12 protein-coding genes are annotated in these 12,006 nt (G+C 62.1%); 9 read left to right on the top strand and 3 right to left on the bottom strand.

Features of this window, described 5'->3' with window-relative positions; genetic code table 11:
* The first annotated feature begins 41 nt into the window (after positions 1-41).
* The 9 genes from ACI512_RS01805 (at position 42) to gcvH (ending at position 9,492) form a co-directional block, all read left to right on the top strand.
* A complete protein-coding gene (locus ACI512_RS01805; RefSeq protein WP_015886444.1) occupies positions 42-599 on the top strand; it encodes a YecA family protein in 558 nt (185 codons plus the stop codon).
* Positions 600-619: 20 nt separating this feature from the next.
* On the top strand, positions 620-1,942 hold the full coding sequence (gene pepP, locus ACI512_RS01800) for a Xaa-Pro aminopeptidase (protein ID WP_236378195.1): 1,323 nt from the start codon (positions 620-622) through the stop codon (positions 1,940-1,942).
* Positions 1,939-3,126 (top strand): 2-octaprenyl-6-methoxyphenyl hydroxylase, encoded by a 1,188-nt coding sequence (ubiH, locus tag ACI512_RS01795; RefSeq protein ID WP_015886442.1) that lies wholly within the window; start codon positions 1,939-1,941, stop codon positions 3,124-3,126. Before pepP ends, ubiH begins: the two co-directional genes overlap by 4 nt.
* Positions 3,119-3,604, top strand: coding sequence for a DUF4442 domain-containing protein (locus ACI512_RS01790; RefSeq protein WP_405121591.1), 486 nt, complete (start codon positions 3,119-3,121; stop codon positions 3,602-3,604). The genes ubiH and ACI512_RS01790 overlap by 8 nt, the downstream gene beginning before the upstream one ends.
* A 9-nt stretch (positions 3,605-3,613) precedes the next feature.
* The gene (locus ACI512_RS01785) at positions 3,614-4,831 is read left to right on the top strand and encodes a 2-octaprenyl-3-methyl-6-methoxy-1,4-benzoquinol hydroxylase (protein WP_163825876.1); all 1,218 of its coding nucleotides are present in this window, start codon (positions 3,614-3,616) and stop codon (positions 4,829-4,831) included.
* A 162-nt stretch (positions 4,832-4,993) separates the two neighbouring features.
* Positions 4,994-5,998 (top strand): extracellular solute-binding protein, encoded by a 1,005-nt coding sequence (locus ACI512_RS01780; protein ID WP_094948806.1) that lies wholly within the window; start codon positions 4,994-4,996, stop codon positions 5,996-5,998.
* Between the two features lie 201 nt (positions 5,999-6,199).
* A complete protein-coding gene (locus ACI512_RS01775) occupies positions 6,200-7,816 on the top strand; it encodes an iron ABC transporter permease (RefSeq protein ID WP_064054372.1) in 1,617 nt (538 codons plus the stop codon).
* Between the two features lie 156 nt (positions 7,817-7,972).
* A complete protein-coding gene (gene gcvT / locus ACI512_RS01770; protein ID WP_236378205.1) occupies positions 7,973-9,055 on the top strand; it encodes a glycine cleavage system aminomethyltransferase GcvT in 1,083 nt (360 codons plus the stop codon).
* A 53-nt stretch (positions 9,056-9,108) separates the two neighbouring features.
* On the top strand, positions 9,109-9,492 hold the full coding sequence (gene gcvH, locus ACI512_RS01765; protein ID WP_015886436.1) for a glycine cleavage system protein GcvH: 384 nt from the start codon (positions 9,109-9,111) through the stop codon (positions 9,490-9,492).
* A gap of 41 nt (positions 9,493-9,533) precedes the next feature.
* On the opposite strand, the gene ACI512_RS01760 is transcribed toward gcvH, so the two are convergent.
* The 3 genes from ACI512_RS01760 to ACI512_RS01750 all read right to left on the bottom strand — a co-directional run bounded on the left by ACI512_RS01760 (position 9,534) and on the right by ACI512_RS01750 (position 12,000).
* Entirely contained in the window at positions 9,534-10,673 is a 1,140-nt protein-coding gene (locus tag ACI512_RS01760; RefSeq protein WP_102061181.1) for a DegT/DnrJ/EryC1/StrS aminotransferase family protein, read from the bottom strand.
* Positions 10,674-10,831: 158 nt separating this feature from the next.
* The gene (locus ACI512_RS01755; protein ID WP_236378214.1) at positions 10,832-11,497 is read right to left on the bottom strand and encodes an outer membrane protein; all 666 of its coding nucleotides are present in this window, start codon (positions 11,495-11,497) and stop codon (positions 10,832-10,834) included.
* 188 nt (positions 11,498-11,685) lie between these two features.
* Positions 11,686-12,000, bottom strand: coding sequence for a DUF2388 domain-containing protein (locus ACI512_RS01750; RefSeq protein WP_003176799.1), 315 nt, complete (start codon positions 11,998-12,000; stop codon positions 11,686-11,688).
* Between the last annotated feature and the right edge of the window lie 6 nt (positions 12,001-12,006).

Raw genomic sequence — 12,006 nt, 5'->3', positions numbered from 1 at the left:
GCTCCATTCTAGACATTGCGCCGTCTGGCGCCTAGCTCACCATGCCTATTCAGAACTCCCCGTACGACGCTTTTTCCAAACTGCTGAGCACCAGCGGCCACCCATGCTCGCCTGCCGAACTGCACGGTGTGTTGCTGGGCCGCAGCTGCACCGGCGTTGGCTTTGATGCCGACAACTGGCTGGCTGACGTGGCCGAGCTGCTGGAAACCGAACCGACCGACAACGTGCGCAACGCGCTGATCGGCCTGCAAGAGATGGTCAAGGGCGAGCTGACCGGTGACGACGTCACCGTGGTCCTGCTGCTGCCGACCGACGACGCGCCGCTCACCGAGCGCGCCGCTGCACTGGGCCAATGGTGCCAGGGCTTCCTCCACGGTTTCGGCGTGAACGCCGGTGGCCTGGAACTGAGCACCGACGCCAAGGAAGTGCTGCAGGACTTGGCAGCCATCTCCCAGGTGCAGGACGCCCTGGAAGAGTCCGAAGACGGCGAAGGCGACTACATGGAGGTGATGGAGTACCTGCGCGTTGCGCCGCTGCTGCTGTTCACCGAGACCAAGAAGTCCGCTGAGCCTGCTGCACCCAAGCCGTCGCTGCACTAAGAAAGGAAGCCCATCTGCCCATGATCCATATCCCCAAAGCGGAATACACCCGACGCCGCAAGGCGCTCATGGCGCAGATGGAACCCAACAGCATCGCGATCCTGCCGGCCGCCGCCGTGGCGATCCGCAATCGCGATGTCGAGCACGTGTACCGCCAGGACAGTGACTTCCAGTACCTGAGTGGTTTCCCCGAGCCGGAAGCCGTGATCGTGTTGATGCCCGGTCGCCAGCACGGCGAGTACGTGCTGTTCTGCCGCGAGCGCAATGTCGAACGCGAGCTGTGGGATGGCCTGCGCGCCGGCACCGAAGGCGCGATCCGTGACTTCGGTGCCGACGATGCCTTCCCTATCACCGATATCGACGACATCCTGCCCGGCCTGATCGAAGGCCGCGACCGGGTGTATTCGGCGATGGGCAGCAACGCCGAATTCGACCGGCACCTGATGGAGTGGATCAACGTGATCCGCTCTAAAGCGCACCTGGGCGCCCAGCCGCCGAACGAATTCGTTGCCCTGGATCATCTGCTCCACGACATGCGCCTGTATAAATCGGCGGCAGAGCTGAAGGTGATGCGCGAGGCGGCCCGAATCTCCTGCGCCGCCCACGTGAAGGCGATGCAGGCCAGCCGTGCCGGTTTGCATGAGTTCAGCCTGGAAGCAGAATTGGACTATGAGTTCCGCAAGGGCGGCGCAAAGATGCCGGCCTACGGTTCCATCGTCGCCGCCGGGCGCAACAGCTGCATCCTGCATTACCAGCAAAACGACGCGCTGCTCAAGGACGGCGATCTGGTGCTGATCGACGCCGGTTGTGAGATCGACTGCTACGCCAGCGACATCACCCGTACCTGGCCGGTCAACGGCAAGTTCTCGCCGGAACAGAGGGCGATCTACGAGATTGTGCTGGCCTCCCAGGAAGCCGCCTTCGCCGAAATCGCCCCGGACAAACATTGGAACCAGGCCCATGAGGCCACGGTGCAGGTCATCACCGCCGGGCTGGTAAAGCTGGGCTTGTTGCAGGGCGACGTCGACGAGTTGATCGCCAGCGAAGCCTATAAGGCCTTCTATATGCACCGCGCCGGCCATTGGCTGGGCATGGATGTGCATGATGTGGGCGAGTACAAAGTGGGCGGTGAATGGCGTGTGCTGGAAGTCGGCATGGCGTTGACCGTGGAACCGGGGATCTACATTTCGCCGGACAACCAAAACGTGGCAAAGAAATGGCGTGGCATTGGCGTACGCATCGAGGACGACGTGGTAGTGACCAAGCAAGGCTGTGAAATCCTGACCGGCGGCGTGCCCAAGACTGTCGCCGACATCGAAGCGCTGATGGCGGCTGCCCGATGAGCCGGGTCAACCTGGCCATTATCGGCGGTGGCTTGGTAGGCGCCAGCCTGGCGCTGGCGTTGCAGGCCGGGGCCAAGGCCCGTGGCTGGAAGATCGTGCTGATCGAACCCTTCGCGCCGGGCGACAGCTACCAGCCGAGCTACGATGCGCGGTCTTCGGCGCTGTCCTATGGCGCCCGGCAGATCTATCAGCGCCTGGGCCTGTGGCAGGACATTTCCCGCCGTGCCGAGCCGATCAAGCAAATCCACGTGTCGGATCGTGGGCGTTTCTCCACCGCACGGTTGTCTGCCATGGAGGAGGGCGTGCCGGCCCTCGGTTACGTGGTGGAAAACGCCTGGCTGGGCCAATGCCTGTGGCAAGGCCTGGACAAAGACGTGGTCAGCTGGCGTTGCCCGGCGGAAGTTACACGCATGGAGCCGCTGGCCGATGGCTACCGCCTGACCCTCAACGATGAAACCGTACTGGAATGCGACCTCGCCGTACTGGCCGATGGTGGCCGCTCCGGACTGCGCGAACAGCTGGGCATCGGCGTGAAAACCCGCCCGTACAACCAGAGCGCGCTGATCGCCAACATTACCCCGAGCGAGTCTCATAACGGCGAAGCCTTCGAACGCTTTACCGATGAGGGCCCGATGGCCCTGTTGCCGCTGCCGGACAACCGTTGCGCCCTGGTCTGGACCCGCATCGGCATGGACGCACAGCGCCTTGCCAACCTCGACGAACGCAGCTTCTTGAGTGAATTGCAGGGCGTGTTCGGCTACCGCCTGGGCACCCTCAAGCAAGTCGGCGCCCGCCATCTGTACCCTCTGACCTTGGTCGAAGCCGAAGAGCAGGTGCGTTCCCACCTGGCGATCCTCGGCAACGCCGCCCACAGCCTGCACCCGATTGCCGGGCAAGGCTTCAACCTGTCCCTGCGCGATGCGAATGCCTTGGCCGAGGCCTTGCTGGCCGGGCCGCAAGTGCCGGGTGACCTGGCGACCTTGCAGGGCTATCGCGAACGCCAGCGCTTGGACCAGAAACTCACCGTGGGCTTCTCCGACCAGGTCACGCGCCTGTTCGGTAGCGCCCAGCCGCTGGTGGCGCTGGGCCGCAACATGGGCCTGCTGGGCCTGGACCTGTTGCCACCGGCCAAACGCTGGTTCGCCCGTCAGGCCATGGGCCTGGGCACGCGACCCGATGCTTAAGTGGTTGATCGAGCGCTTGGGCAAGGCGCGGTTATTGCGCTGGATCATGACCCTGTATCCGCCGTACCTGGGGGCGGGGGTCAGCGTCCGGCACATGAGCGCCGATTTCCGTCACGTCAAAGTGCGCATGGGTCTGGGCTGGTACAACCGCAACTATGTCGGCACGCAATTCGGCGGCAGCCTGTATTCGATGGTTGACCCGTTCTACATGCTGATGCTGATGGAGAACCTGGGCCGCGACTACATTGTGTGGGACAAGGCCGCGAGCATTGACTTCGTGTCGCCGGGCAAAGGCCCGGTGTATGCCGAATTTTCCATCGACGAGGCCTTGCTGGACGAGGTCCGTCGACACACCGAAGGGGGCGAGAAGTACCTGCCCCACCTCAAGGTGCAGATTCATGACGGCTCCGGCACCCTGGTGGCGCGGGTCGACAAAACCCTTTATGTGCGGCGCAAGCCGCCAGTGAGACAGGCTTAAAGCATGGACATGCGCGCAGATGTGCTGATTGTCGGGGCCGGAATGGTCGGAAGCGCCTTGGCGCTTGCGTTGCAGGGCAGTGGCCTGCAGGTGCTGTTGCTCGACGGCAGCCCGTTGAGCGTCAAGCCGTTCGACCGTGATGCGGCCTTCGAGCCCCGGGTGAGCGCCTTGTCGGCCGCCAGCCAGCGCATCCTCGAGCGCCTGGGCGTGTGGGACGGTATCGTCTCGCGGCGCGCCAGCCCCTACGGCGAGATGCAGGTGTGGGACGGCAGCGGCACCGGGCAGATCCACTTTTCGGCGGCCAGCGTGCATGCCGAGGTGCTCGGGCACATCGTCGAGAACCGCGTGGTTCAGGATGCCTTGCTCGACCGCCTGCATGACTGCGACCTGGGCCTGCTGGCCAATGCCCGCCTGGAACAGATGCGCCGCTCCGGCGATGACTGGCTGCTGACGTTGGCCGATGGCCGTAAGTTGCGTGCGCCGCTGGTGGTAGCCGCCGACGGCGCCCACTCCGCCGTGCGCCGCCTGACCGGCACCGCGACCCGCGAATGGGATTACCTGCATAACGCCATCGTCACCAGCGTGCGCAGCAGCCAGCCGCACCAGCGCACGGCGTGGCAACGGTTTACCGACACCGGGCCGCTGGCGTTTTTGCCGCTGGTGCGGGATGGGCAGGAGGATTGGTGCTCGATCGTGTGGTCGACCACGCCGGCCGAGTCCGAGCGCCTGATGGCGTTGGACGATGAAAGCTTCTGCGGTGAACTGGAGCGCGCCTTTGAAGGGCGGTTGGGGACCGTGGTGAGCGCCGACCCGCGTGTGTGCGTGCCTTTGCGCCAGCGTCACGCCAAGCGTTACGTGGCTGAGGGCCTGGCGTTGATCGGAGACGCGGCGCACGTGATACACCCGTTGGCGGGGCAGGGTGTGAACCTGGGTTTCCTCGATGCGGCGGTGTTGGCCGAGGTGTTGTTGGCGGCAACCGAGCGTGGTGAGCGGCTGGCGGATGTGAAGGTGCTGAGCCGTTATGAGCGTCGGCGCATGCCGCATAACCTGGCGTTGATGGCGGCGATGGAGGGTTTCGAGCGTCTGTTCCAGGCCGATCAACTGCCGTTGCGCTGGTTGCGCAATGCTGGCTTGAAGATGGTCGACCAGATGCCTGAAGCCAAGGCCGTGTTTGTACGCCAGGCGCTGGGCCTGACCGGCGATCTACCTGACCTGGCAAAACCCTGACATTGACGCCCGGTCCCCTGTGGGAGCGGGCTTGCCCGCGAAGAGGCCATCAGCTCCACCGCAAAAAGCTGATTATGCAACATCTGGTAACGCCTCCACCAAGCGCCACTAAATGCCAGTCCTTATCATTTGCCCTCTTTTTGCAAATGAGAGACCGCCCCCATGTTGGCACCCAAGCGCCTCCTGACTGCCCTGGCACTCACCTTGATCGGCAGCACGACCGTGCAGGCCGCCGACGAAGTGGTGGTCTACTCCTCGCGCATCGACGAGCTGATCAAGCCGGTGTTCGATGCCTACACTCAGAAGACTGGCGTGCAGGTGAAGTTCATCACTGACAAGGAAGCCCCGCTGATGCAGCGCATCAAGGCCGAGGGCGAGAACGCCACTGCCGACCTGCTGCTCACCGTGGATGCCGGCAACCTCTGGCAGGCCGAGCAAATGGGCATTCTGCAACCCTTCACCTCTGCGGTCATCGACAAGAACATCCCCCTGCAGTACCGCTCTTCAAAGCACGCCTGGACGGGCTTGAGCCTGCGCGCGCGGACCATTGCCTACTCCACCGACCGGGTAAAACCGGGTGACCTCACCACCTACGAAGCCCTGGCCGACAAACAGTGGGAAGGCCGCCTGTGCCTGCGTACGGCGAAAAAAGTCTACAACCAGTCGCTGACCGCCACCCTGATCGAAACCCACGGCGCGGCCAAGACCGAGGAAATCGTCAAGGGTTGGGTCAACAACCTGTCCACCGACGTATTCTCCGACGACATCGCCGTGCTCGAAGCCATCAATGCCGGCCAGTGCGATGTGGGCATCGTCAACACCTACTACTACGGCCGCCTGCACAAGCAGAAGCCGGACTTGGCGGTGAAGCTGTTCTGGCCGAACCAGGGCGACCGTGGTGTGCACGTGAATTTGTCGGGCATCGGCCTGACCAAACACGCGCCGCACCCGGAAGCCGCCAAGGCGCTGGTGGAATGGATGACCACGCCTGAGGCGCAGAAGATCTTTGCCGACGTGAACCAAGAGTTCCCGGCCAACCCGGCGGTACCGCCGTCGGCCGAAGTGGCGACCTGGGGCAAGTTCGTGGCTGATACCTTGCCGGTGGAAGTGGCGGGCAAGCGCCAGGCTGAAGCCATTCGCCTGATGGATCGCGCTGGCTGGAACTAAGTACACTCTGCCGGGCACCGTAGATCCAAATGTGGGAGCGAGCTTCCTGTGGTGAGCGGGCTTGCCCCGCGCTGGGCTGCGGAGCAGCCCCAATGGTTCTACGGTGAACCCGTCGGGGGGGGCAAGCCCCCTCACCACAGCAAGCCCCCTCCCTCATTGGGTTGCGGCGATTTCAAGCTATTCATTCACTGAGAATTGACTTTGGCCCACCCCGCTCAACGCCGCTGGTACCTGCCGGTCTTTACCGTCGCCGCCCTGGTGCTGCTGCCGCTGAGCGTGCTGTTGCTGTCCTGGCAGAGTATCGACGCGCAAATCTGGTCTCACCTCTGGGAAACCCAGATGCCCCGCCTGCTGGGCAACACGCTGACGCTGGTGCTGGGTGTCGGTGTTGGCGTAACCCTATTAGGCGTGAGCCTGGCCTGGCTCACTAGCCTTTGCGAATTCCCCGGCCGACGCTGGCTCGACTGGGCGCTGATGCTGCCCTTCGCCATACCGGCTTATGTGCTGGCGTTTGTATTCGTCGGCTTGCTGGACTTCTCAGGGCCTGTGCAAACCCTGCTGCGCGAATGGTTCGGCACCGGCCTGCGTCTGCCACGGGTGCGCTCCACCAGTGGTGTGATCATCGTCCTCGTGCTGGTGTTCTACCCCTACGTCTACTTGCTGGCGCGCTCCGCGTTCCTGGCCCAGGGCAAAGGCCTGATGGAAGCAGCGCGGGTGCTCGGCCAATCGCCGTGGCGAGCGTTCTGGCACGTGGCACTGCCCATGGCGCGGCCGGCGATTGGTGCCGGGGTGGCGTTGGCATTGATGGAAACCCTGGCGGATTTCGGTGCGGTCTCGGTGTTCAACTTCGACACCTTCACCACGGCCATCTACAAGACCTGGTACGGCTTTTTCAGCCTTTCCAGCGCCGCCCAATTGGCCAGCCTGTTGCTGCTGGTGGTGATGCTGGTGCTGTACGGCGAACGGCGTGCCAGGGGCGCGAGCCGACCGAGCAATGAGCGGCCACGGGGCCAGGCGCTGTATCAGCTGCGCGGGTTCAAGGCGGCGGCGGCCAGTAGCGGGTGTGGGCTCGTGTTCGCCTGTGCGTTTGTCATCCCGATGCTGCAATTGTTCGCCTGGTTCTGGCAGCGCGGCCGCTTCGACTTGGATGAGCGCTATTCCGGATTGATCCTCCACACCCTGTACTTGGGTGGTATCGCTGCCCTGATCACCGTCAGCGTGGCGCTGGTGCTGGCTTTCGCCAACCGCCTGGCGCCGACACGGGCGATCCGCTCCGGCATCAGCCTGGCCAATGTCGGCTATGCCTTGCCGGGCTCGGTGCTGGCAGTGTCGATCATGTTGGCGTTCAGCTACCTGGACCGTGAACTGGTGGTGCCGCTGTCCGGCTGGCTCGGTGGTGCGGGCAAACCGTTGCTGTTGGGCAGCCTGTCGGCGTTGGTGCTGGCGTATCTGGTGCGATTCCTGGCGGTGGCCTACGGGCCGTTGGAAAACAGCCTGGCGCGTATCCGGCCCTCGTTGCCGGAAGCGGCACGCAGTCTTGGCGTCAGCGGTCCACGACTGTTTTGCAAAGTGTATCTGCCGTTGTTGTTGCCGGGCACCTTGAGCGCAGCGTTGCTGGTGTTCGTCGACGTGCTCAAGGAAATGCCCGCTACCCTGCTGATGCGCCCGTTCGGCTGGGATACGCTGGCGGTGCGGATCTTTGAAATGACCAGTGAAGGCGAGTGGGCCCGGGCGTCTTTACCTGCGCTGACCCTGGTGCTGGTGGGCCTGTTGCCGGTGATCGGGCTGATCCGACGCTCCGCCCGGCAAATCGGTTAGGTGCCAGTCCTACGGCTTGCGGCTACAATGCGCGGCATTCGGTGCGGTCCGTCTTTCGGATCGAGTCGCTGGACGTGGCTGCAGGCCTTGTAATTCAAGGTGTCCGGCACGAACAGCGATGCTGCGCACCTTCGCCAAGCCCGGAAGGAGAAACCCATGGGACAGCGTACGCCTCTGTATGACCTGCATCTCGCCCTCGGCGCGAAAATGGTCGATTTTGGCGGTTGGGATATGCCTCTGCACTACGGCTCGCAAGTTGAAGAACACCACCAGGTGCGACGCGACTGCGGGGTGTTCGATGTATCTCATATGACCGTGATCGATGTCACCGGCCCCCAGGCCAAGGAATGGCTCCAGCGCCTGCTGGCCAATGATGTCGAACGTCTGCATGGCTGTGGCCGTGCGTTGTACAGCGCCATGCTCAACGAAAAGGGCGGCGTGGTGGACGACATGATTGTCTACCGTACCGAGGCCGCCTATCGGCTGGTGGTCAATGCCGCCACCCGCGACCAGGACATGGCCTGGATGCATGCGCAACTGGGTAATTACCAAGTGCAACTGCATGAGCGGCCTGAGTTGGCGATGCTGGCCATTCAAGGTCCCCACGCCCGTCAGAAGATCTCCGAGTTGGTCACCCAGTCTCGTGGCACGCTGATTCACCAGCTCAAGCCCTTCGAGGGCCAGGTTGATGGCGATTGGTTTATCGCGCGCACGGGTTATACCGGGGAAGATGGCCTGGAGATTGTCTTGCCGGCTGATCAGGCGCCGGGTTTTTTCAACGACCTGGTGGGCGCTGGTATTTCACCCATTGGTCTCGGCGCCCGCGATACGCTGCGTCTCGAAGCCGGTATGAACCTGTACGGCCAGGACATCCACCAGAGCGTTTCGCCCTTGGCTTCGAACATGGCCTGGAGTATCGCCTGGGAGCCTGCCGAGCGTCATTTCATTGGCCGCGCTGCGCTGGAAGCGGAAAAAGCAGCCGGCGTGCAGTTCAAACTGGTCGGGCTGGTACTGGAAGAACGCGGGGTTTTACGCGCTCACCAGGTGGTTCGTATCGCCAATATTGGCGAAGGGGAGATCACCAGTGGTAGTTTCTCTCCTACGCTGAGCAAATCCATTGCCCTGGCGCGTGTACCGACGGCAACCGCTGATCGGGCCGAAGTGGAAATCCGCGGCAAGTGGTACCCGGTTCGAGTGGTCAAACCGACCTTCGTGCGCCATGGCAAAACCTTGATCTAACCTATTTCCGGCAGGCCGAAGGCCGCTGACATTACTTCTTGAGGACACAGACTATGAGCGATATCCCTGCCGACCTGCGTTTCGCCGAAAGCCACGAATGGGCGCGCCTGGAAGCTGACGGCACTGTGACCGTCGGTATTTCCGACCATGCTCAGGAAGCGTTGGGTGATGTGGTGTTTGTTGAATTGGCCGAAGTTGGCGCTCAGTTTGACGCTGCGGGCCAAGCGGGCGTGGTTGAGTCGGTGAAGGCCGCCTCGGATATCTACGCTCCGATTGCGGGCGAAGTGATTGCCGTCAACGAAGAACTGAGCGGTAGCCCCGAGCTGCTCAACTCCGACCCGTACGGCGCGTGGATCTTCAAGCTCAAGCCTGGCAACCCGGCTGACCTGGAAAAACTGCTGGACGCTGCCGGCTACAAAGCCGCCATCGGCGAGTGACCCTGTTGCGGGAGCCGGTTATCCGGCTCCAGCAATGTGCTTCAGCGCTGTAGAACCGCCTTCACCGCTGCCACCGAGCGCTCCACATCCGCCTCAGTCATCGCCGTAAACATCGGCAGTGACACAATCAAACGCCCCACCTTCTCCGCCACCGGAAACATACCTTCCTTGAACCCCTGCGCCCGATAAAGGCTCAGCAGGTGGATCGGCGGATAGTGATAGCCAATGCCGACCCCGTGGGCCTGCATCTGCTCCATGAAGGTGGCGCGGGCCGGTAGGCCGTCGTGGCGCTCCGGCAGTACCAACTGGAACAGGTGCCAGTTGCTGTTTTCGAAATCAGCCGGCGGCAGCTGTGCGCCGTATTGCTCTTCGAAATCACTGCCAAAGCATTTGAAATAGTGGCGCGCCAGGTTCTGGCGGTGTGCGGTGATCTTCTCGATATGGGCAAATTGCCCCAGGCCAATGGCGGCGGCGATGTCGGTCATATTGAACTTGCCGCCCAGCACGTCCACGTCCAGACCATCGAAGCCGCTGCGGGTAACGCCTTGCAGGCGGTACTTCTCTGCCAGCCGCGCTTCCTCTGCGTTGTTCAACACCAGGCAACCGCCTTCGGAAGAGGTGATGTTCTTGTTGGCCTGGAAGCTGAACGACACGAAATCCCCAGTGGCGCCGATGCGTTCGCCATCCCAGCTGGAACCCAGCGCCTGCGCTGCGTCCTCGACGATGCGCAGGTTGTACTTGTTGGCCAGTGCATACAGCATCGGCATGTCCAAGGGCAGGCCGGCCAGGTACACCGGGATGATCGCCTTGGTGCGCGGGGTGATGGCAGCCTCCACCTGGACCAGGTCGAGATTGCGGGTCACCGGGTCAATATCGGCAAACACCGGTGTGGCACCCACTTCCAGGATCACGTTGGCCGTGGCCACCCAGGAGATCGGCGTGGTGATGACTTCATCGCCTGGCCCGATACCGGCAATGCGCAAGGCAATCTCCATGGTGCAGGTGCCCGAGTTGAACGTGCGCACCGGCCGTCCGCCAAAGTATTCCGACAACTGCGCTTCGAAGGCCTGCACTTTCGGCCCGCTGGTAATCCAGCCCGAACGCAGTACATCGCCGACCGCGGAGATGGTGGCTTCATCAATGGTGGGTTTGGAAAACGGCAGGAAGGGCTGTTGGCTCATGACGACGAAGGCATCCGTTTCAGATTGGCGATGAGTAAGCGAGGTATCAGTACCGGCATGGTTGCACGGCTTGACTGAATATAGCCTGTCGCCTGTGAATGAATCGTCACCGTCCGGTTAAAAAATGCCGCTTCGAAAGCGGCATTTCCTACTGGGTTTCAGAAGGAATAGCGCGCCTCCAGAAACACATTCTGTTCCTTGAGCTTACCTTTGAGTTGCTCATCCCGAGCGTTCACACGGTTTGCGAAGGTGTTGTAGCCGGTTTCAACATCGCCCATTGCGATGTAACGATAGCCGGCACCCAGCGTGATTTGCTCACTGACCTTGGCCTCCAGCCCCATGCCTGCGCCGTAGGCGAAGTTATGCTGGCGATTGCTGGCGAAACGACGGGTCTCATTGGTTTGATAGCCCTCGGCTTCAATGCGTGCGACGCCCACCCCGGCCATGCCGTAGAACGACAACCATGGGTTGATCGGGATATCTTTATAGCCATTGAGCATCAAGCGTTGGCTCTGGACATGCAGGCTGTTGACGTTGGCATTGAAGGGGGCCCAGTAGGATTTGAATGTCGAGTTGTTCGGCATGGTGTATTCCCCTTCGAGGCGCCAGCCATTGTCAAAGGCATAGCCCGCGGCGAAAGAGGCCACAAATGACTTGCTACTATCCGGGGCGTCCACCCTGTCAGTGACGCGTGGGCTGGTCAGCAGCGAGCTGGAGAGGTTCTGGCGAGCGCTGTTGAATTTGGCTGATCCGTACCAGCTTTCCGCTTGTGCGTAAGGGGTGGCAAATGCAGAGAGCAGCAGTGCGTAGGCAAGCGTGTGCATGGGCAGTGGTTCGCTTTATTTAAAAAGGAACGCTTAGCTTGTTGCCCGGCAGGGTGAGGCTCGACAGGACTTCTCCGTGTTCACTTGGGAAAGCAGGGATGCTTATGTAGTAATCAGCGGCGATGACCGTAGGAATTGAAGACAAAAAAATGCCGCTGTCAAAAGCGGCATTTTTTATCGAGCCCGAGTTATTCGGTGACGGCGTTTTTCGCGAGGATGGCGTTGGCCAGCTCCATGTCCGTGGCCTGCAGGCCAGGGTTATCGGCGCGGACTTTCTGCATCGCGGCTTCCAGGTACGGGCCACGGATGCCGCCGTCGCTGGCAACAAAGCTGCCTGCGTCATCTTGCGCGGCAACCACCAGCTTGTGGTCTTTGAAGGTCAGGTACGTCGAGCCGGTAGTGGCGCCCGACGAGATGACATTGCGCCAGAAACTGTCGGCCATGGCTGAACCGACAGGGAGGGAAAGCACAGCGAGGGTTGCGACAGCATATTTGAGACGCATGATGGG

The sequence above is a fragment of the Pseudomonas petroselini genome, assembly GCF_045037875.1.
Taxonomy (GTDB): Bacteria; Pseudomonadota; Gammaproteobacteria; order Pseudomonadales; family Pseudomonadaceae; genus Aquipseudomonas; species Aquipseudomonas petroselini.
This window is presented reverse-complemented; position numbering and strand designations above follow the sequence as displayed.